At 70.2% G+C, this 19,542-nt stretch carries 18 protein-coding genes; 8 read left to right on the top strand and 10 right to left on the bottom strand.

The window, feature by feature from the left end; all coding sequences use genetic code 11:
• The first annotated feature begins 54 nt into the window (after positions 1-54).
• On the top strand, positions 55-969 hold the full coding sequence (locus JOB34_RS04080) for an aldose 1-epimerase family protein (RefSeq protein WP_208051521.1): 915 nt from the start codon (positions 55-57) through the stop codon (positions 967-969).
• A 3-nt stretch (positions 970-972) separates the two neighbouring features.
• On the opposite strand, the gene JOB34_RS04075 is transcribed toward JOB34_RS04080, so the two are convergent.
• Entirely contained in the window at positions 973-1,737 is a 765-nt protein-coding gene (locus JOB34_RS04075; protein WP_208051520.1) for an SDR family NAD(P)-dependent oxidoreductase, read from the bottom strand.
• On the bottom strand, positions 1,724-2,911 hold the full coding sequence (locus tag JOB34_RS04070) for an acyl-CoA dehydrogenase family protein (RefSeq protein WP_208051519.1): 1,188 nt from the start codon (positions 2,909-2,911) through the stop codon (positions 1,724-1,726). The genes JOB34_RS04075 and JOB34_RS04070 overlap by 14 nt, the downstream gene beginning before the upstream one ends.
• 119 nt (positions 2,912-3,030) lie before the next feature.
• Between JOB34_RS04070 and JOB34_RS04065 the strand changes: the two genes are divergently transcribed.
• The 3 genes from JOB34_RS04065 to JOB34_RS04055 all read left to right on the top strand — a co-directional run bounded on the left by JOB34_RS04065 (position 3,031) and on the right by JOB34_RS04055 (position 7,056).
• Positions 3,031-5,178 (top strand): DUF6421 family protein, encoded by a 2,148-nt coding sequence (locus JOB34_RS04065; protein ID WP_208051518.1) that lies wholly within the window; start codon positions 3,031-3,033, stop codon positions 5,176-5,178.
• Positions 5,175-5,864, top strand: a complete 690-nt coding sequence (locus tag JOB34_RS04060; protein WP_208051517.1) for an SDR family NAD(P)-dependent oxidoreductase — start codon at positions 5,175-5,177, stop codon at positions 5,862-5,864. The genes JOB34_RS04065 and JOB34_RS04060 overlap by 4 nt, the downstream gene beginning before the upstream one ends.
• 82 nt (positions 5,865-5,946) lie before the next feature.
• A complete protein-coding gene (locus JOB34_RS04055) occupies positions 5,947-7,056 on the top strand; it encodes a low specificity L-threonine aldolase (RefSeq protein WP_208051516.1) in 1,110 nt (369 codons plus the stop codon).
• A gap of 25 nt (positions 7,057-7,081) precedes the next feature.
• On the opposite strand, the gene JOB34_RS04050 is transcribed toward JOB34_RS04055, so the two are convergent.
• The 6 genes from JOB34_RS04050 to JOB34_RS04025 form a co-directional block, all read right to left on the bottom strand.
• Positions 7,082-8,359 (bottom strand): hydroxyacid-oxoacid transhydrogenase, encoded by a 1,278-nt coding sequence (locus tag JOB34_RS04050; RefSeq protein WP_208051515.1) that lies wholly within the window; start codon positions 8,357-8,359, stop codon positions 7,082-7,084.
• A complete protein-coding gene (locus JOB34_RS04045; RefSeq protein WP_208051514.1) occupies positions 8,356-10,125 on the bottom strand; it encodes an ATP-binding cassette domain-containing protein in 1,770 nt (589 codons plus the stop codon). The genes JOB34_RS04050 and JOB34_RS04045 overlap by 4 nt, the downstream gene beginning before the upstream one ends.
• Positions 10,126-10,210: 85 nt before the next feature.
• Complete coding sequence (locus JOB34_RS04040) at positions 10,211-11,146, bottom strand: substrate-binding domain-containing protein (RefSeq protein ID WP_208051513.1); 936 nt, start codon at positions 11,144-11,146, stop codon at positions 10,211-10,213.
• Positions 11,147-11,228: 82 nt separating this feature from the next.
• On the bottom strand, positions 11,229-11,741 hold the full coding sequence (locus JOB34_RS04035) for a helix-turn-helix transcriptional regulator (RefSeq protein WP_208051512.1): 513 nt from the start codon (positions 11,739-11,741) through the stop codon (positions 11,229-11,231).
• 52 nt (positions 11,742-11,793) lie between these two features.
• Positions 11,794-12,585 carry an SGNH/GDSL hydrolase family protein gene (locus JOB34_RS04030; RefSeq protein ID WP_208051511.1) on the bottom strand — a complete coding sequence of 264 codons (792 nt, stop codon included), beginning with the start codon at positions 12,583-12,585 and terminating at the stop codon, positions 11,794-11,796.
• Positions 12,582-13,259 carry a uracil-DNA glycosylase gene (locus JOB34_RS04025; protein WP_208051510.1) on the bottom strand — a complete coding sequence of 226 codons (678 nt, stop codon included), beginning with the start codon at positions 13,257-13,259 and terminating at the stop codon, positions 12,582-12,584. The genes JOB34_RS04030 and JOB34_RS04025 overlap by 4 nt, the downstream gene beginning before the upstream one ends.
• Positions 13,260-13,316: 57 nt before the next feature.
• On the opposite strand from JOB34_RS04025, the gene JOB34_RS04020 reads away from it, so the two are divergent.
• Entirely contained in the window at positions 13,317-14,660 is a 1,344-nt protein-coding gene (locus JOB34_RS04020; RefSeq protein WP_208051509.1) for a pyridoxal-dependent decarboxylase, read from the top strand.
• A gap of 128 nt (positions 14,661-14,788) precedes the next feature.
• Here the strand turns inward: JOB34_RS04020 and JOB34_RS04015 are convergent, their stop codons facing one another.
• Entirely contained in the window at positions 14,789-15,508 is a 720-nt protein-coding gene (locus JOB34_RS04015; protein ID WP_208051508.1) for a hypothetical protein, read from the bottom strand.
• Entirely contained in the window at positions 15,505-15,708 is a 204-nt protein-coding gene (locus JOB34_RS04010) for a CopG family transcriptional regulator (RefSeq protein WP_208051507.1), read from the bottom strand. The genes JOB34_RS04015 and JOB34_RS04010 overlap by 4 nt, the downstream gene beginning before the upstream one ends.
• Positions 15,709-15,871: 163 nt before the next feature.
• Here JOB34_RS04010 and JOB34_RS04005 point away from each other — a divergent pair, with 163 nt between their 5' ends.
• From JOB34_RS04005 to JOB34_RS03995, 3 genes are all read left to right on the top strand, one after another.
• Entirely contained in the window at positions 15,872-16,177 is a 306-nt protein-coding gene (locus JOB34_RS04005; RefSeq protein ID WP_179478930.1) for a DUF3263 domain-containing protein, read from the top strand.
• A 248-nt stretch (positions 16,178-16,425) separates the two neighbouring features.
• Positions 16,426-18,054, top strand: coding sequence for a chaperonin GroEL (groL, locus tag JOB34_RS04000; RefSeq protein WP_179478932.1), 1,629 nt, complete (start codon positions 16,426-16,428; stop codon positions 18,052-18,054).
• A gap of 353 nt (positions 18,055-18,407) precedes the next feature.
• Positions 18,408-19,538: an aminotransferase class I/II-fold pyridoxal phosphate-dependent enzyme gene (locus tag JOB34_RS03995; protein ID WP_208051506.1), complete on the top strand. Its 1,131-nt coding sequence runs from the start codon at positions 18,408-18,410 to the stop codon at positions 19,536-19,538.
• The last annotated feature ends 4 nt before the right edge of the window (positions 19,539-19,542 follow it).

Raw genomic sequence — 19,542 nt, 5'->3', positions numbered from 1 at the left:
GCGGATGTGCCCCGATGTGCATGTCCGAATGCTGGATCGTGCTGAGATTGCCCTATGGCAACGGCGCTTCCCAGCGGGGACCAGTGGACGATCCGGCACGATGACCACGAGGCGGTGATCGTGCAGGTCGGTGGCGGGCTGCGCACCTACCGCGCCGACGGCCGAGATGTGATCTTCGGCTATCCGGAGGACGCGAAGTCCGATGCCGGTCGCGGACATCTGCTGATGCCGTGGCCGAACCGGATCCGCGACGGGAAGTACACCTTCGCGGGCAAGGACCAACAGCTGGCGCTCACCGAACCCGCCCGCTCCAACGCTTCGCACGGCCTGGTCCGGTGGGCCGACTGGTCTGTCGTGCAACATGACTCGGATGCCATCGTGGTCGAGCACCTGCTACGGCCGCAGCCGGGCTGGGACTGGACGCTGCGCCTGCAGGTGGCCTACACGCTGAGCGCCCTCGGTCTGATGGTGACGCCGGCGGCGACCAACCTCAGCGACACCCCGGCCCCGTTCGGGTACGGCGTACACCCCTACCTGACCGCGGGGGAGGACACCGTCGACGAGTTGACGCTGACCCTGCCGGGATCGCGCACCATCACCGTGGACGAGCGGCTGCTCCCGATCGGGTCGGCGGCGGTCGAGGGGACGCCGTACGACTTCCGCGCCGGGCGTGCCATCGGCACCACCCAGCTCGACCACTGCTACGCCGACCTGACCTCGAACAACGGACGGTGGGTGATCTCCCTCGACCACGGCGGGACCCGGACGACCCTGTGGGCGGACGCGACCCGCTTCCCGTATGCGCAGGCCTTCACCGGTGACACGCTCCCGCCGGGACGGGTGCGTCGCACCGGCGTCGCGCTGGAACCGATGACCTGCCCGGCGGACGCCTTCAACAACGGCGAAGGGCTGCTCACCCTCGAGCCGGGTCAGACCTGGACCGGGTCGTGGGGGATCAGCCCGGGCTGAGGCTCAGCGCGGGGGCATCCGCAGCGCGCCGTCGAGTCGGACGACCTCGCCGTTGAGCATCGGGTTGTCGACGATGTGGGCGACCAGGGCGGCGTACTCGGCGGGCTTGCCGAGGCGCGACGGGTGCGGGATCTGCGACTCCAGCACCTCGATTGCCTCCTGCGGGAGCCCCGCGAGCATCGGCGTCTCGAACGTGCCGGGCGCGACCGTCATGACCCGGATGGACTTGTCGGCCAGGTCGCGCGCCGCCGACAGGGTGAGCCCGACGATGCCGCCCTTGGACGACGCGTACGCCGCCTGGCCGATCTGACCGTCGTACGCCGCGACCGACGCGGTCATCGTGATGACGCCGCGCTCGCCGTCGACCGGCTCGAGGCCGAGCATCGCCGCGGCCGCGAGGCGTAGCACGTTGAAGGTGCCGATGAGGTTGATCTCGACGACGGTGCGGTAGTCCTCCAGCGGGAGCACCCCACGCTTGCCGACGATGCGGCCCGGCGTGCCGATCCCTGCGCAGTTGACGGTGATCCGCAGGTCGCCGAGCTCGCGCGCGGCGTCGATGGCGGCCTGCACCTGCTCCTCGTCGCGCACGTCGGCGGCCACGAACCGGGCCCGCTCGCCGAGCGACGCCGCCACCTCGGCCCCGGGGGAACGGTCCAGGTCGAGGATCACGACCGCCGCACCGTCCGCGGCCAACCGTCGCGCGGTCGCCTCGCCGAGTCCGGACCCGCCTCCGGTGACGAGGGCGACGGTGGAATCAGTGATCTGCACTGGGGGTTCCTTTCGGGGGAGTGGTGCCCGCGAGCAGGTGCCGGGCGATGACGATGCGCTGGATCTGGTTGGTGCCCTCGAAGATCTGGGTCACCTTGGCGTCACGGAACATCCGCTCGACCGGGAAGTCGCTGGTGTAGCCGGCGCCGCCGAGCACCTGGATCGCGTCCGTCGTCACGCGCATGGCGGCGTCGGTGGCGATGACTTTCGCGCTCGATGCCTCCATCGAGAACGGCCGGCCGGCGTCCTTGAGTCGTGCGGCCAGCAGGTACGCCGACCGCGCGGCATACGTCTGCGCCTGCAGATCGGCGAGCAGGAACTGCAGTCCCTGGTTGCTGGCGATCGTGCGCCCGAACTGCGTGCGCGTGGCGGCGTAGCTCACGGCGGTGTCGAGTGCCGCCTGGGCCAGTCCGGTTGCGGCAGCCGCGATCCCGAGACGTCCGGAGTCGAGCGCCGCCAGTGCGAGATGCATGCCCTCACCGTCGGCGCCGATCCGGCGACCGGTGTCGACGTGGACGTCCTCGTAGTGGATCTCCGAGACGGTGTCGCTCGCCAGGCCCATCTTGCGCTCGGGCGTCCCGGCCGACAGCCCCGGCGCGTCCGCAGGGACGAGGAAGCAGGACAGGCCGCGGCTGCCGGTGTCGGCAGTGCGCACGAAACTCGTGTAGTAGTCGGCATGGCCCGCGTGCGAGATCCAGGCCTTGGTGCCGCGGATGATGTACGCCGAGCCGTCCGAGACCGGCTTCGCCCGCGTCCGCATGCTCGCGATGTCCGAGCCGGCGTCGCGCTCGGACAGGCAGTAGGCACCCAGCAGGTCGCCGCCCAGCATGTCCGAGAGCCACGTGGCCTGCTGCTCACCGGTGCCCGCTGTGGCCAGGGGGAAACACGTCAGTGCGTGTACCGAGACGCCGACCGCGACGCTCATCCAGGTGGCCGCGATCTCCTCGACCACCTGCAGATAGGTCTCGTACGGCTGGCCTCCGCCGCCGAGCTCCTCGGGGTAGGGCAGGCCGAGCAGCCCGCTGCGGCCCAGGGTGCGGAAGACATCGCGGGGCAGCTCCCCGCTGGTTTCGGCGGCCTCGACGCGCGGCGCGAGCTCCTTGCGGCACAGGTCGCGGGTCAGCTCGATCAGGTCGTCGCCAGCGGCATCCGGCAGCAGGCGTGAGGCAGGCATGCGACCGACTGTAATTGGCGTCCGGAACGGCGTGTGGTGCGCCCCACATCCCGTCTTGCGGCAGGAAATAATCTCGCCTAACCTTCGCTCGACAGGAAAAAGTGATGCAAGGAGACGTGGTGGCTGTCTTTCCGAAGGTTCTGGTCGAGCAGGAGCATTCCAGTGCCTGGGCGCTGGATCGCGGGCTCGCTGCGGTGATCAATCCCGCGAACCCCGACGACGCCAGCCTGGAGCGCGCCGCGGCGACGCTGCGCGCCCGCGGCTTCGAGGTCGCCGCGCGGCACGACGGCCGGGTCAGCGCCTCGAGCCTCGACACCGCTGACGTCTACGTCATCGCCCACCCTGCCGACGGACGCTCCGAGCGGGTCGCCGGGAGCCTGCCCGCGGCCTTCGAGCAGTCCGAGCTGGATGCAATCCTGCAGTTCGTGCGCGCCGGCGGGGGTCTCGTCGTCCTGGCCGACTGCGATCAGGACGTCCACGGCAACAACGTCAACGACCTGCTCGCGCACTTCGGCGTCAGCGTCCGCAGCACCGTGGTGCATGAGTCCGCGGACGGCGGCCACCGCCACCTGGGGAACGCCACCTGGGTGCTCGCCGACCTGACCGGCACGAAGGGCCAGGGCCTGCTCGCAGGCGTCGACGAGCTGTGCTTCTACCGCAGTGGCGTCATCGACATCGAGCCCGGCGCCGACGTGCGGGTGCTCGCGCGCACGAGCCCCACGGCCTACCCGGCCGAGGAGGCGCTGGTCGTGACCGCGTCGTACGGCGCGGGCCGGGTCGTCGTACTCGCCGACTCCGACATCATGGGCGACGACTCGATCGGCGAGCTCGACCACGGGCAGTTCTGGACGAACGCGGTCACCTGGGCGGCTGGCCGGCGTACCCACGAGACGCGGCACCAGGGGTCGGGCGTCGAGACTTCGGCCGAATGGCTGCGGTTGAAGGACGCGGTGCAGGAGCTGCGCCTCCTGCAGTCCAAGGACGGGTCCATCGACGGCGCGGCGCACGACCACACGCGCGCCGCCGACCTGGTCGACGTGATGAAGCGCGAGATCGCTGCGCTGGCGCCGCGATTCCCGCACGACGCCGCCTACCTCGCGGCGTTGCCGCGCGACCTGGACGCCTGGGTCGACGGCGGCTTCGGCGTGCCGGACTTCCTGGACTCCCTCATGCTGTTCCGCCCGGACCAGCACCGCGCGGACGGCGTCGAGCACCTGGTGCTCTTCCCCATGTACACCCAGAACGGCAACCCCGACCGCGTCTTCGAGGCCGTCCTGCTGTGGGTGGCGTGGCCGGACTGGCTGGCGTGGGTCGAGGCGTCGTACGACAACCCGATGTTCCTTGCCATGAACTTCATCGACTTCACTCCGGGTTACGACACCAACTCGGCCGTGCTCTTTCCCGAGACCGTCGCGGTGCGGGAGATCCCGAAGTTCAGCTGGGGCGGCATCTTCTGCGACCGCGAGGGCGCGCGGTTCCGCCGCGTCGTCCGCGAGGCCTCGGCGCTGCTGTCGCTGCAGCTGCCGCCGGACGCCGAGCGGCTCGTCGCGTCGCAGGACCTGGCTCAGAGCACCTTCGCCATGTGGGACCTGATCCACGACCGCACCCACAGCCACGGCGACCTGCCGTTCGACCCGTTCATGATCAAGCAGCGGATGCCGTTCTGGATGTACGCGCTGGAGGAGCTGCGCTGCGACCTCAACACCTTCCGCCAGGCGGTCAAGCTGGAGGCGGCCGGTCAGCCGTACGCCCGGTCGGTGCAGCTCGCGATCGTCTTCGACCGCATCTTCCGCTTCCCGATCACCGGTGACCGGGTGCGCAACTACGACGGGCTCGGCGGGCAGCTGCTCTTCGCCTACCTGCACCAGCACGACGCGCTTCGCTGGACCGACAACAAGCTGTCCTTCGACTGGCGCCGCGTGCCCGAGGTGGTCATCGAGCTGTGCGACGAGGTCGAGCACCTCTACCGCGCGGGCATCGACCGGTCGCGGGTCGGCCACTGGCTCGCGTCGCACGAGTTCGTTGCGCGGTACGTCGCGCCGCACCCGGCCTCGACCTGGGCGAAGGGCGCCGCGGCGCTACCGCTCGACGGTCCGCTCAAGCCGCTGACCGACGCCGTGCAGCCCGACGAGTTCCCGCTCAACGTCTTCTACGAGGCGCTGCGCAAGAAGATGACGCCGGTCATCGCCTCGACCGCGGGCATCACCGCGGCGACCGCGGATGATGCTGCCGGTGCTGCTCCGGCACCTGCGGTGCGGGTCGCATGACGGATCTCTCCCAGCTCGTGATCGTGGTCACGGGCGCCACCGGTGCGCTCGGACCGGCCGTCGTACGTCGCGCGGCCGACTCCGGTGCCCACGTGGTGGCGGCCGGTCGTGACGAGACCGCGTTGGTCGAACTCGCCTCTGCCACCGACGGATCGGTGAGCCCGAGCACGGTCGACCTGGCCGACGAGCAGGCCACTCTGGCGTGGGGCCATGAGCTGGTCGAGCAGTACGGCCGGGTCGACGGGCTGCTGCACCTGGTCGGCGGGTGGCGCGGCGGCAAGGGCATCGTCGAGTCGGACCTCACCGACTGGGACGTGCTGCACGCGTCGCTGATCCAGACGCTGCAGCACGCGTCCCGGGCGCTGCACGACCCGATCCGGGACAGCCCCCGCGGGCGGCTCGCGATCGTCTCCTCCACCGGGGTGGCGCGCCCGCGGGCCAAGAACGCGTCGTACGCCGCCGCGAAGGCCGCCTCCGAGGCGTGGACCCTCGCCGTGGCCGACTCGTTCAGCGGCACGCAGGCCGCCGCGAGCGTCGTACGCGTGATGGCGCTGCTCACCCCGGCGATGCGTGAGGCGCGTCCCGACGCGGCGTTCAAGAACTACCGGGACGTGGACGACGTCGCGGCGCAGCTGATCTCGCTGTGGGACTCGACGGCCGCAGAGGTCATCGGCGCGATCCTCTGAAGGCCCCCGCCCTGACCAGCCCCGAGTGGCATACATATGTTTCGGGTGCACCCCGCACAGGTATGCCACTCGAGCAGTTGGTATGCCACTCGATGAAAGGTGGCCGACCGTGAGCCTGCCGATCCTGCACGACCGCGCCGAGCGCGGATTCGCGAGCGACAACTACTCGGGTGTGCATCCCGAGGTGCTCGCCGCCATCATCCGCGCGAACGGCGGCCATCAGACGTCGTACGGCGACGACGTCTACACCGCTCGCCTGCAGGAGGTCTTCCGCGAGCACTTCGGCCCGCGCGTCGAGGCGTTCCCTGTGTTCAACGGCACCGGTGCCAATGTCGTTGCGCTGCAGTCGGTCACGCAGCGGTGGGAATCGGTGATCTGCACCTCCACGGCGCATATCCACGTCGACGAGTGCGCGGCGCCCGAGCGGATGGGCGGGCTGAAGCTGATGACCGTGCCCACCCCGGACGGCAAGTTCACCCCCGCCCTGATCGACACCGTGGCCATCCGGCTCAACGACGAGCACCACGCGCAGACCAAGGTCGTCTCCATCACGCAGACGACCGAGCTGGGCACCGCGTACGCCGTCGACGAGATCGCCGCGATCGCCAAGCACGTGCACTCCCGAGGGTGGGTGCTGCATGTGGACGGGTCACGCCTGTCCAACGCCGCCGCGTCGCTGGGCGTCTCCTTCAAGGAGATGATCACCGACACCGGCGTGGACATCGTGTCGTTCGGCGGCACGAAGAACGGTCTCATGGTCGGCGAGGCCGTGCTGGTCCTCAACCCGGACGTCGTCACCGGCATGAAGTACCTGCGCAAGCAGTCGATGCAGCTGGCGTCGAAGATGCGTTTCATCTCCACCCAGCTCGAGGCGCTGCTGTCCGGCGATCTCTACCTGCGCAACGCCTCGCATGCCAACTCGATGGCCCGGCTGCTCGCGGAGCGGGTGCGCGACATCCCCGGCGTGCAGGTGCCCCGGCCGGTTCAGGCGAACGCCGTCTTCGCGATCCTGCCGCACGACGTCAGCGAGCGGCTGATGGAGCGCTTCCACTTCTACTTCTGGGACGAAGGCGTCGGCGAGGTGCGCTGGATGTGCTCCTTCGACACCACGGAGGACGACATCGAGACGTTCGCCGCGGCGATCCGCGCCGAGATGACGAGCGTGACGAGCGCGACGAGCACCGCACGCTGACCCGCTCGGTGAGAGCGGGCCGGGGTCACCAGAGGTGCAGCGACCCCGCGAAGACGTCGTGGATGTCCTGCTCGGTGACGTCCCTGGGTGCGGTGGCGAGCAGCCGCTGCTGTTTCATCGTCCCCCCGACGAGGTCGTCGAAGTCAGAGGCCGAGTAGCCGATCGCCGCAACGCCGTTCGGCATGCCGATGGCGCGCATGAGGTCTACCAGCACCGAGGGCAACTGGTCGCGGGGGTCGTCGGCGAGCGGCGCGTCGGGCGCGAGCAGGGCTGCCGCCCGCAGGTGTCGATCGGATGACGCGTCGTACGTGAAGCGGAACGCCGCGGGCGCGGTCAGCGACACCGACATCCCGTGCGGCACCATCGCGGCGTCCTGCGGGTAGTCGGCGGGCCGGTAGTCGCGCACCCGCCCGGCGATGGGGTAGGCGTTCGCGTGCGGGATGTGCACGCCCGCGTTGCCGAAGCCCATGCCGGCGAACGTCGCCGCGAGCGCCATGTCGAAGCGCGCGTCCTTGTCCGACCCGTCCTGCACGGCGCGCCGGAACGAGCCCGCCATCAGGGTGAGGGACTTCTCGGCCCACATGTCGGCGACGGGGTTGGCGCCGCAGTAGGGCACCCGCTCGCCCGGTTGCTTCGCCGCGAACGACGTGTACGGCTTGGCCGTGTAGCTCTCCAGCGCGTGGCACAGGATGTCCATGCCCGAGCACGCGGTGACCATCGGCGGCTGGCTGACGGTGAGGTCGGGGTCGACCACGGCGGTGGTCGGGCGCAGCGAGACGTGGCTGATGCCGGTCTTCACGTGCTGGGAGAGCACGTCGAGCACGCAGATGGTGGTGCTCTCCGACCCGGTGCCGGTGGTGGTGGGTACGGCGACCAGCGGCTTGAGGGGCCGCGTCGGGTCGGCGCCCTTCCCGACCGGCGCGTTGACGTAGTCCATCAGCTCGCCGGAGTTGGTGGTCAGCAGGTTGATGGCCTTGGCGGTGTCGATGCTGGAGCCGCCGCCGACAGCCACGAAGGCGTCCCACGGTCCGTGCTCGCGCGCCCAGTCCACAGCAGCCGCAAGGCTCTCGTCGGTCGGCTCGACGTGGGACCCGTCGTACACCTCGACCTGCACGCCCGCCTCGCGCAGCGAGTCGGCGACGTGTCCGGGCGCGCCCGTGGCGGCGACGCCCTTGTCGGTGACGACCAGGACCCTCCGCGCTCCTTGCGCCGCCAGGTCGTAGCCCACTTCGCGCGATGCCCCCGGGCCGAGCTTCAGGTGCGGTGCGGCGTAGGTGAAGACGGTCTCGCGGGCATCGCTCATTTCGCCAGTATGTCGTCGCCCGCCGCTGCGTCCTGATCGGCCCATACGACGACGCGTGCCGGGTCGACGTCGAAGCGGCAGGTGCCGCCGACCGGTACCTGCGACAGGTCACGGGCCGTGGCGGCGAGGAGGACGTCGTCCCCGAGCCGCAGGGTCACCGCGATGTGGGATCCGAGGTCGGCAGCGTCCTCGACGACCGCATGATGCTCACCGTCCGGGCGGAGCACGACGTCCTGCGGGCGCACGCACCACGTCACCGGCGTATCAGCCGGTAGCCCTGTCGTCACGAGGAATTCGCAACCCCCTGCCCGCAACGCCCCGCCGGCCGTGAGCCGGCCCGTCGCGACGTCCGGGATGCCGACCAGCCGCGCCACGGTCGGTGATGCCGGGTGCCGGTAGACCTCGGTGACCGGACCTGCCTGCAGCAGCTTGCCGTTCGCGATGACCAGCACCTCGTCCGCCAGGAGGGCCGCCTCGACCGGGTCGTGCGTGACCAGCACGGTGGACAGCCCGCTCTCGCGCTGCAGACGTCGCACGGTCGTCTGCAGGCCGGCGCGCACGGGCACGTCCAGCGCGGAGAACGGTTCGTCGAGCAGCACGACGCGAGGGTTCTGGCTCAGCGCCGCCGCGAGGCTCACCCGCTGGCGTTCCCCGCCGGAGAGCTCCTGCGGGCGGCGATCGAGCAGCTGGTCCAGTCCGAGCGTCTGCAGCCACCACGCGGCCAGTGCCGGGTCCGCGCGCACCCCGAACGTCGCGTGCTCCCACACGGTCAGATGGGGGAAGAGGCCACGGTTCTGCGGGACGTAGCCGACGCCGCGCAGTTGGGCGGGCACCTGTGCGACCGCGTCCCCCGCGAAGTCCACTTCGTCGCCGGCTGCGGCATTCAGTCCGGCAATCGCTTTCAAGGTGAGGGTCTTTCCCGACCCGGAGGGTCCGAGCACGGCCAGCCGGTCGCTGCCCGCCCGATGGGCGAGCCGGAGGTCGAAGTCGCCCACCCGCTGTCGCAGGGCGAAGCCGACCGGCACCCGTGCGGCGGCCGGCGGGTGCACGGGCGCGGGGACCCGGGCGCGGTGTCGGCGCCGGGGGAGGCGGAGACCGGCGAGCAGGAGGCCGACGACCGCGATGCCGAGCGCGAGGGCGGTAGGTGCCTGGGTGGTGAGCAGACCGGTGGCCGAGAACTGCACCGAGGTGAAGACCGGCAGCGTGTACGGGTGGTAGGCGAGCAGCACCGTGGCGCCGTACTCGCCCAGCGCTCGCAGCCAGGTCAGCACCGCACCCGCTCGGATCCCACCCGCAGCCAACGGCAGATCCACCTTGACAAAGCGAGCGAGCGCGCCGTGACCGAGGGTGGCTGCCAGGTCGTCGAGCGCGGGGTCCCGCTCCGCGAAGGCCGACCGTGCCGCGATGATCAGGAACGGGGCGGCGACGAAGGTCTGCGCGATCACCACTCCGGCCGTGGTGCCGGTGAGCCCGCCGCTGACATGTGTGCCGAGCCAGGTGTAGGGCCCGACCAGGTAGATCAGCACGATGCCGCTCATCACCGGCGGCAGCGCGAGCGGCAGTTGGACGACGACCGTCACCACGCGTGCGAACGCGCCGGTCGACGTCGCGAGCCAGTGCGCGAGCGGCACCCCGAGCAGCAGGACGATGACGGTGCTGATGCTGGCGCTCACGACCGACGTACGTGCCGCCGCCCACAGCCCCGACTCGCCGAATCCACGGTCGCCGGAGGTCGCGAAGCGCCAGGCGAAGTAGACCAGCGGCACGAGCAGATAGAGCGCCAGCAGCCCGCCGAGATACCTCAGCGGGCTGCTGCGCGTCGTGGCGCGACGGTGGGCTACGGGGTGCTCCTCAACTGCTGGGCAGCAGACCTGCGGGCGGTGTGCCGGTGACCTTGGGCGGCGAGGTCACGGTGAACGCCGCGGCCTTGAAGATCGCCTGTGTCTGCGATCCCAGCAGATATTTCACGAACGCCGCGGCACCCGCGGCGTTCGGCGCGCCCTTCAACACCGTGACCGTGTAGCTCGCCTTCAGGTCGGTCCCGGTCAGCGGGACCGTCTGGATGCCGGCCGTCTTGGCCTCGCTGGTGTAGAAGAAGCCCGCGTCCAGCTGCCCCGACTGCAGATTCGCGACCAGGGTCTCCTCGGGGAAGACGTCGGAGGTGGACGAAGCGACCTTCGACAGAGCCGGATGGGCCTTCGCGTCGTCGCTCAGCGCCTGCGCGGTGAGCTTGCCCTTCGGATCGGTCTTGGGGTCGGTGAAGCCGACCTTGAAACCGGGCTGGGTGATCACGTCGTACCAGGGCTCGGTCTTGAGGGCGCTCGCGAACCTGCTCTTGGGATTGATGCCGAGGACGAGCTTGGAGGAGCCGAAGGTGACGTACCAGCTCACCCAGTCGCCGTTGGCGGTGCCCATCAGGGACTGGTCGGCCTTCGGGCTGGCGCTCACGAAGACGTCGCCCCGGCGCACCTTGCCCTTGATCTGGCTCGCCAGGGCGGTCGACCCCGCAGAGAAGCCACTGAACGAATACCCGGTAGCGGCCTTGAATCCCGGCCCGATCTTGTCCTCCATCAGCTTCACCAGCGACCCGGCGTAGAGCACGTTGACGCTCCCGCTGCCCTTGGCGGGCGACGTGGACGAAGTCGTGGTGGACGCACTGCTCGAGCTGGAGCCGGACCCGGATGCGCCGGCCGAGGACGAGCCCGGCGAGGACGACCCACCGCCGCATCCGGCGGTGGCGCAGGTACCGAGGGTCACGAGGACCAGACTGCCGAGCAGGCGCTTCATGGGTGGTGCCTTCCGGTGGACGACGACAGCGCGTGCGCGCGACGGGACCATCCTGTCCCATTCGGTAGTCAAGGTGCGACTACTACGCCGGTTCGTCGAGGATCGTGTCGAGGAAGTCGATCGCCACCCGGGTCGACAGCAGCCGCCACACCACGACCCGGCGATCGAAGCCCACGCTCTGCTCCAGTTCCTGCTCGATCTGCGCCACCCGTTCGGTGAACCTCATGCGCTGTGCCCGGGCGAGCGGACGCGGGTCGGCCCCGGCGCCGTCGATCAGGGCCAGCTTGAGCAGGAACATCGACCGGAAGTCGCGCACCCGTTCGACAGGCTCCGCCAGCCAGCGCTCGGTCTCGACCTGCCCGGCCGCGGTGATGTCGACGATGGTGCGCCGCGGCCCGCGGTCGCCCGGCTCGCCGGCCCGCTCGCGCACCAGGTCGCGTTCGATCAACCGGGCCAGCTCGCGGTAGACCAGGGGCCGGGTGAGACTCCACACCCGTCCCAGGTCACCGGTGGGCTGCAGCCGCCGGGCGATCGCGAAACCGTGGGTGGGCCCCTGCGCGATCGCGCCCAGCACGGCGTACGCCGCAGGGCTCATCGGCGGGTGGCTGGGCGGCATCGTGCGGGCGGTCGCCGAAACGGCGGGACGCTCAGTCGTTCCGCGACGTGAGCCGGCGCGGTTCGGGCTGCTTGGGCAGCAGGTCGTCGCCGGAGCTTCGGCCCTTCAACCGCCGCTGCACCCAGGGCGCCAGGTAGTCCTTCGCCCAGGCGGCGTTCTCGTGGGCGATGTGGGCGCGCGACAGGACGGGCCCGGCGGGCAGCGCCGCGGCCCACTCCCGCTCGCCCTCGATGGCACCCAGGGTCCAGCCGGCCTGCAGAGCGACCCGACGGTGGCCCTCGGTCGACAGGTGCAACCGGTCCGGTGACCACATCCGCGCGTCCCGCAGCGACCGCATCGACCAGATGTCGAGCACGTACGCCTCGGTGCGCTGCGCGATACCCCACAGGTTGGCGTTGTGAGCCGCGATCCGCGGGCGGGCGGCCTTGATGACCGGCGCCTGCGCGGGATCGGCCAGCGTGGCCAGCAGGACGTCCGCGCCCGCGGTCCGGGCCCGCATGGCGGCCGCCTCGATCCGGTCGGCGATGTCGTCCAGGTCGGCCCGGGGGCGCAGGATGTCGTTGCCGCCGCCGATCATCGACAGCAGGTCGGGTTCGAGGGGCAGCGCGGCGTCGAGCTGCGGCCCGACCACGTCGGCCAGCAGACGTCCGCGGATCGCGAGGTTGGCGTAGTCGAAGTCGGTGCGGCGGTCGCTGTTCTGCTTGGCCAGCTGGCCCGCGAGGCGGTCGGCCCAGCCGATGTAGGACTCCGGGCGCGCCGGGTCCGGGTCGCCGACCCCCTCGGTGAAGGAGTCCCCGATCGCGACGTACCGATGCCATGTCATGCCAAGCTCCAATCCACGGGGGCGCCACCCTGCTCGGTGAGCAGGGTATTCGCGCGACTGAACGGGCGGGAGCCGAAGAAGCCGTTGCGTGCGGACAGGGGGGAGGGGTGCGCGCTCTCGACGTACGGCGTGCTGCCGAGGCGGGGCACCAGCGAGCGGGCGTCGCGACCCCACAGGATCGCGACCAGCGGCTGGTCGCGCGCGACGAGCGCGTCGATGGCGCACGCCGTGACCTCCTCCCAGCCGTGGCCGCGGTGGCTGGCGGGCTTGCCGGGCTGCACGGTCAAGACCCGGTTGAGCAGCAGCACCCCGCGCTCGGCCCACGGTGACAGGTCGCCGTTGCCGGGGGTCGGGACGCCGAGGTCGCTGCTCAGCTCGGTGTAGATGTTGGCGAGGCTGCGGGGCACCGGGCGCACGTCCGGCGCGACCGAGAAGGACAGCCCGACCGCGTGGCCGGGCGTCGGATAGGGGTCCTGTCCGACAATGAGCACCTTCACCTCGTCCAGGGGCTGCCCGAACGCGCGCAGCACCCTGTCACCGGCGGGAAGGTAGCCACGTCCGGCGGCCAGCTCGGCGCGCAGGAAGGCTCCGCAGGCGCTGATCGTGTCGGCGACCGGCTCGAGGGCGCCGGCCCAGCTCGGGTGGACGAGCTCGGGCAGCGGCGCGGTCGGCATACGGCCAACCTACGACGCCCATGTGGCGCGGCCGGCCTGGCACCTACACTCGCGGTCGTGCACGGCTACGACGAATACACGCAGGACCTGGGCAAGTCGATCCTCGAGTACGCCGCGGAGCGACTCGCGCTCGACCCGGTCCCTCTCGACGGTCCGCGGACCAAGGAGCAGCTGGACGCTGTGGCCGGGGAGGCGTTGACGGAGAAGGGTATCGGCGGCCAGGAGGCGCTGCGCCTCTTCGCCGAGGAGCTCTCGCTGGCGTGCCTGTCGACCGACCACCCGCGCTACCTGTCCTTCATCCCGTGCGCGCCGACGCGCGAGGCCGCGATGTTCGACCTGGTCGTGGGGGCCTCGTCCATCTACGCGGGTTCATGGCTCGAGGGGGCGGGCGCCGTATATGCAGAGAATCAGGCTCTGCGCTGGATCGCCGACCTCGTCGGGCTGCCCGAGGGCGCCGGCGGCTCCTTCGTGCAGGGCGGCACGATCGGCAACCTCTCCGCGCTGGTCACCGCCCGCGAGACCGCCCGCGTACGCAGCGGTGCCCGACCGTTCCGCGTAGCCGCGACCGTCGGATCGCACTCCTCCATCGCGTCGGCCTGCCGGGTCATGGACGCCGAACTGGTGCAGGTGCAGGTCGGCGACGACCTGCGGCTGACCGGTGAGGCGCTGCGCGAGGTGCTCATCGACGAGGGGCCGGAGTCGTTCTTCGCCGTCGTGGCGACCTGCGGAACCACCAACTTCGGCATCATCGACGACCTGGAGTCGGTCGCCGCAGTGTGCGAGGAGTTCGGCATCTGGTTCCACTGCGACGGCGCGTACGGCGGCGCCGGGCTCGCCGCGCCCAGCGTCCGGCCCAAGTACGCCGGCATCGAGCGCTGCGACTCCTTCATCGTCGACCCGCACAAGTGGCTCTTCGCGCCGTTCGACTGCTGCGCGCTGCTCTACCGCGACCCGGCGCTGGCCCGGGCCGCGCACACCCAGCACGCGTCGTACCTCGACGTCCTCACCGACGCCCCGGACTGGAACCCCACGGACTACTCGGTGGGGCTCACCCGGCGCGCGCGGGGTCTGCCGTTCTGGTTCTCCCTGGTCGCGAACGGCACACAGAAGTACAGCGCGGCGATCGAGCGCACCCTGGAGGTGACCCGGTTCGCCGAGGCGCAGGTGATCTCGCGCGACTACCTCGAGGTCGTGCGCCACGCCGACCTGTCGATCCTGGTCTTCCGCCGGCTCGGCTGGGAGCCCGCGGACTACCACCGCTGGTCCGACGGTCTGCTGGAGCGCCAGGACGGGTTCGTGGTGCCCACCTCGCACGACGGGGAGACGCTCGCGCGCTTCGCGATCGTCAACCCGCTCACCAGCGAGGACGACATCACCGCAATCCTCGACTCGATGGCCTGACCTGCCCGGACCTCCCGCGGCGCGCGGACGTTCGTCGGTGCTGGTTCTGCGTCTGCGGCCAGTGCTGCAGCCCTGGCCGCAGACGCAAACCGGCCACGCCGACGCTCTCGTTTCGCCGTCGGATCGCCTCAGGCGGCGCGGATCTGCAGCTGTTGCCCGTCCGGGTCGGTCACGTGGACCGACCTCGAGTCGTCCTCGTGGATGACGGTCGCGTCCGCGTAGCCGTGGTCCTGTAGGTCCTTCGCGACTGTGTCGAGGTCGCGGGCCGTGGTCAGGCGCAGGCTCACCAGAGCGCCGGACCTGCCGGTGAGGGAGGTGCCGTCGCCGACGTGCAGGCCCACGGCGCCCGTCCCCACGGAGAACTGCGCGTACGTGCCGTCCGCCGCGCTCATCGAGCGCTCGAGCCCCAGCGTCCGGAGGAACCGCACGTAGGGGCCCGCGGGATCGGTGAAACGGACCGCCACCACGCAGATCGAGGCGTCGGGCGTCGGTTCGTGCGTCTGGTAGCCGTAGGTGTCGGCGTGCACCGAGTTGATCTGCACCTCGTCACCCAGCGGATCGGTGATCATCAGCGATGCGCCGAAGGTCTCATCGACGTATGTCGTGCCGAGTCGCTCGGCCAGGCCGATCAGGTCCGAGGATTCGAAACACAGATTCGTCTGGCCCGCGGCGCTCGGGGAGTCCGCGTCGCCGGCGGAATGCAGCCAGACCCGGCCCGCACCCGCGTGCAGATCGACCCAGCCGGACGACGTGACGGCGGGGGAGAGGCCGAGCACCTCGAGGAACTCCCGCATGGCCGGCAGGTCGTCGGTGTAGCGGATGGCGGCGACGGTCAGAGGCATGGTCATGACTCCCTTTCGGTGGATGTGCTCGTGGGCGTGCCGGGGTGCTCGTGGGCGTCGCCGTCGAGGTAGTCGGTGAGCGCACGTGAGACGAGGGTGGACAGGCTGCTGCCCTCGTCGACGGCCCGGTGCTTCACCCGGGTCACGAGGTCGGGCGGGAGGTAGACGTTGAACTGCACCTTGGAGGAGGGGTCGCGAGTTGCCATGACAGAATACTAGCAAAGTAGCAGGCGAGTCATAGGATGTCGACGAGACGCTCCCAGATCGCCCCATCCGGCTCATCCGTCACGGCACGCCGCAGCAGAATGACAAGGGTGTGATTCGCTCCTATAGTCGAGGCTGTTCATCTCGACGGCTGAAAGGTTGCCCATGAGCGTCGCCGACGCGCAGGTCCAGGGGGCCGACCGCACCAGTGATCTGTCCGATCGCGACCGTCGCATCCTGGACTTCGAGCGCACCTGGTGGAAGCTGCAGGGCTCCAAGGAGCAGGCCATCCGCGAGACGTTCGACCTCAGCTCCACGCGCTACTACCAGGCGCTGAACTCCCTGATCGACACCCCGGGCGCCCTCGCGTACGACGCGATGCTGGTCAAGCGACTGCAGCGGCTGCGGGCCGGCCGGATGCGCCAGCGCACCGCTCGTCGACTCGGGTTCGACCAGGGCGAGAAGGCCTGACCCCCTCCAGCCGCCGGACCTGAAGTCCGGCCTGCCATCCGGTGCGATCCGTGGGGCCTCAGCCGTTTGCACTCGGGGGCGGCGAGTGCCAATAATGCTGTTAGCACTCTCGCCATGAGAGTGACAGACAGTGGCCGTCCGACGAGTGCCGCTCACCGCCGGGTATCCGTACACCCGGGCAGGCGCGGCTCGTCCGTCGCGGGCGTCGTACGGCCAGCTTCGGTACGCACTGTGGGAGGACCACGCAGATGGCCAAGACCATTGCATTCGACGAAGAGGCCCGCCGCGGCCTCGAGCGGGGCATGAACATCCTCGCTGACGCCGTGCGCGTCACACTCGGCCCCAAGGGCCGCAACGTGGTGCTCGAGAAGAAGTGGGGAGCCCCCACGATCACCAACGACGGTGTCAGCATCGCCAAGGAGATCGAGCTCGAGGACCCCTACGAGAAGATCGGCGCCGAGCTGGTCAAGGAGGTCGCCAAGAAGACCGACGACGTCGCCGGTGACGGTACGACGACGGCGACCGTGCTGGCCCAGGCCATGGTCCGCGAGGGGCTGCGCAACGTCGCCGCCGGCGCGAACCCGATGGCCCTCAAGCGCGGCATCGAGGCCGCCGTGGCCGCGGTGTCCGCATCGCTGCTGAGCCAGGCCAAGGAGATCGAGACCAAGGAGCAGATCGCTGCTACCGCCTCCATCTCGGCCGCTGACCCGCAGATCGGCGAGCTCATCGCCGAGGCGATGGACAAGGTCGGCAAGGAAGGCGTCATCACCGTCGAGGAGAGCAACACCTTCGGGCTCGAGCTCGAGCTCACCGAGGGCATGCGCTTCGACAAGGGCTACATCTCCGGCTACATGGTGACCGACACCGAGCGCATGGAGACGGTGCTGGACGACCCGTACATCCTGGTCGTCAACTCCAAGATCTCCAGCATCAAGGACCTGCTGCCGCTGCTGGAGAAGGTCATGCAGTCCGGCAAGCCGCTGATGATCATCGCCGAGGACGTCGACGGCGAGGCGCTGTCGACCCTGGTGGTCAACAAGATCCGTGGCACCTTCAAGTCGGTTGCCGTCAAGGCCCCCGGTTTCGGTGACCGTCGCAAGGCCATGCTCGGCGACATCGCCATCCTCACCGGTGGTCAGGTCATCTCCGAGGAGGTCGGCCTCAAGCTCGACACCGCGGAGCTGGACCTGCTGGGCACCGCGCGTCGCGTGGTCGTCACCAAGGACGAGACGACCATCGTCGAGGGTGCGGGTGACACCGACCAGATCGCCGGTCGCGTCAGCCAGATCCGCGCCGAGATCGAGAACTCCGACTCCGACTACGACCGCGAGAAGCTCCAGGAGCGCCTCGCGAAGCTCGCCGGTGGCGTGGCCGTCATCAAGGCGGGCGCTGCGACCGAGGTCGAGCTGAAGGAGCGCAAGCACCGCATCGAGGACGCCGTCCGCAACGCGAAGGCTGCCGTCGAAGAGGGCATCGTCGCCGGTGGTGGCGTCGCGCTGCTGCAGGCGACCGACGCCGCGTGGGGTGGACTCAAGCTCGAGGGCGACGAGGCCACGGGTGCGAACATCGTCAAGGTGGCCGCCGAGGCTCCGCTGAAGCAGATCGCCTCGAACGCGGGCCTCGAGCCCGGCGTCGTGGTCGAGAAGGTGCGCAACCTGCCCTCCGGTGAAGGCCTGAACGCCGCGACCGGCGAGTACGTCGACATGGTCGCCACCGGCATCATCGACCCGGCCAAGGTGACCCGCTCGGCGTTGCAGAACGCCGCGTCGATCGCCGCGCTCTTCCTCACCACCGAAGCGGTCATCGCCGACAAGCCGGAGAAGAACGTGCCGGCGGCGCCGGGTGGCGGCGACGAGATGGGTGGCATGGGTTTCTGACCCAGCCGCGCAACGAAGGTCGCGGACGAGCGAAGCGAGTCCGCGGCCGCAGTGGAGTGGCTGGGGCAGAAACCCAGAAGGAACAGCTTCTGAGCTGAACCGAGAAGGGCCAGCTCCCCAGCTGAACCGGATGGAACAGCTTCTGAGCTGAACCGAGAAGGACCAGCTTCTGCGCTGAACCGATACGGATTAATCTCCGACTGACCACTCCGCGAAAAACGCAAGCGAACAACGCAGACGAATCACCGGGACCGCCCCGCGCCAGAGATGGCGCGGGGCGGTTCTGTCGTACCCAGCTCAGGAAGAGGGGCACGGTTGCCGAAAGCAGCGGGAGCGGGTGCGACGATGGCGCGATGGCGATCCTCGACGCGAGCCTGGACGAACTGCGCGCGACGCGCACGAGCATCAAGTGGCGTGCCTACGACCCGGACGTGATCCCGGTATGGGTCGCTGAGATGGACTGTGCGCCGTGCGATCCCGTGGTCGAGGCCATCGAGGGTGCGCTGCGTCGGGGCGACGTGGGGTACGCGGCCCCGGGTCCGCTGGAGGAGGCGTTCGCGCACTTCGCGAAGGAACGGTGGGACTGGGCGGTCGACCCGGCTCAGGCGATGATGCTCCCGGACGTGATGATCGGCGTGGGTGAGCTGCTGCGTGCGAACACCCGCCCCGATGCGGCCGTCGTGCTGAGTCCGCCCTGCTACGACGCCTTCTTCGGCTTCGTGCAGGCCGTCGGACGTCGGCTGGTCACGGCCCGGCTGGACGCGAATTTCCGGCTCGACCCCGAGGCGCTGGAGGCGGCGTTCCAGGACGCCGGACCCGGCGCGGCGTACATCCTGTGCAATCCGCAGAACCCGATGGGCACCGTTCACACCGCGGACGAGCTGGCGATGCTGGCCCGGCTCGCCGACCGGTACGACGTGCTGGTCGTCTCCGACGAGATCCACGGGCCGCTGACGCACCCGGGGGTGACGTACACGCCGTACCTCGCGGTGCCCGAGGCGAGCCGGGGCATCAGTGTCGTGAGCGGGTCGAAGTCCTGGAACCTCGCGGGCCTGAAGATCGCGCTCGCCGTGCCGGGCGCGGACGCGACGGCCTCCCTCGGTGCCCTGCACGAGGTGAACACGCACGGCGCCAACCACCTGGCCGAGATCGCACACACCGCGGCGTACGCGCACGGCGCCCCCTGGCTGGACGAGCTGCGCGGCGAGATCGTCGAGCGGCGAGAGCTGTTGCGGGGGATGCTCGCCGAACAGCTGCCCGAGATCCGGGTGACACCAGGGGAGTCGACCTACCTCGTCTGGCTCGACTGCACCGAGCTGGGACTGGCCGATCCGGCACGCTCCTTCCTGCAACAGGGCCGGGTGGCGCTCGGCGTCGGGACCAACTACGACCCCCACGGTCGGCAGTTCGTCCGCTTCAACGTGGCGACCTCGCCGCAGGTGATCGGTCAGGCCGTCGAGCGGATGGCCGGCGTCCTCCACTGACCTG

This window comes from Allobranchiibius sp. GilTou38, assembly GCF_017565325.1.
Classification (GTDB): Bacteria; Actinomycetota; Actinomycetes; order Actinomycetales; family Dermatophilaceae; genus Allobranchiibius; species Allobranchiibius huperziae.
Note: the sequence above shows the minus strand (reverse complement) of the source record. Positions and strands in the feature narration are given on the sequence as shown.

Bases quoted from the DNA above. Each gene is read 5' to 3' on its own strand.
- JOB34_RS04080 (WP_208051521.1), top strand. From the start codon at position 55: ATGGCAACGGCGCTTCCCAGCGGGGACCAGTGGACGATCCGGCACGAT.
- JOB34_RS04070 (WP_208051519.1), bottom strand. From the start codon at position 2,911: ATGCCTGCCTCACGCCTGCTGCCGGATGCCGCTGGCGACGACCTGATC.
- JOB34_RS04060 (WP_208051517.1), top strand. From the start codon at position 5,175: ATGACGGATCTCTCCCAGCTCGTGATCGTGGTCACGGGCGCCACCGGT.
- JOB34_RS04055 (WP_208051516.1), top strand. From the start codon at position 5,947: ATGCCACTCGATGAAAGGTGGCCGACCGTGAGCCTGCCGATCCTGCAC.
- JOB34_RS04050 (WP_208051515.1), bottom strand. From the start codon at position 8,359: ATGAGCGATGCCCGCGAGACCGTCTTCACCTACGCCGCACCGCACCTG.
- JOB34_RS04040 (WP_208051513.1), bottom strand. From the start codon at position 11,146: ATGAAGCGCCTGCTCGGCAGTCTGGTCCTCGTGACCCTCGGTACCTGC.
- JOB34_RS04035 (WP_208051512.1), bottom strand. From the start codon at position 11,741: ATGAGCCCTGCGGCGTACGCCGTGCTGGGCGCGATCGCGCAGGGGCCC.
- JOB34_RS04030 (WP_208051511.1), bottom strand. From the start codon at position 12,585: ATGACATGGCATCGGTACGTCGCGATCGGGGACTCCTTCACCGAGGGG.
- JOB34_RS04025 (WP_208051510.1), bottom strand. From the start codon at position 13,259: ATGCCGACCGCGCCGCTGCCCGAGCTCGTCCACCCGAGCTGGGCCGGC.
- JOB34_RS04015 (WP_208051508.1), bottom strand. From the start codon at position 15,508: ATGACCATGCCTCTGACCGTCGCCGCCATCCGCTACACCGACGACCTG.
- JOB34_RS04010 (WP_208051507.1), bottom strand. From the start codon at position 15,708: ATGGCAACTCGCGACCCCTCCTCCAAGGTGCAGTTCAACGTCTACCTC.
- JOB34_RS04005 (WP_179478930.1), top strand. From the start codon at position 15,872: ATGAGCGTCGCCGACGCGCAGGTCCAGGGGGCCGACCGCACCAGTGAT.
- groL (WP_179478932.1), top strand. From the start codon at position 16,426: ATGGCCAAGACCATTGCATTCGACGAAGAGGCCCGCCGCGGCCTCGAG.
- JOB34_RS03995 (WP_208051506.1), top strand. From the start codon at position 18,408: ATGGCGATCCTCGACGCGAGCCTGGACGAACTGCGCGCGACGCGCACG.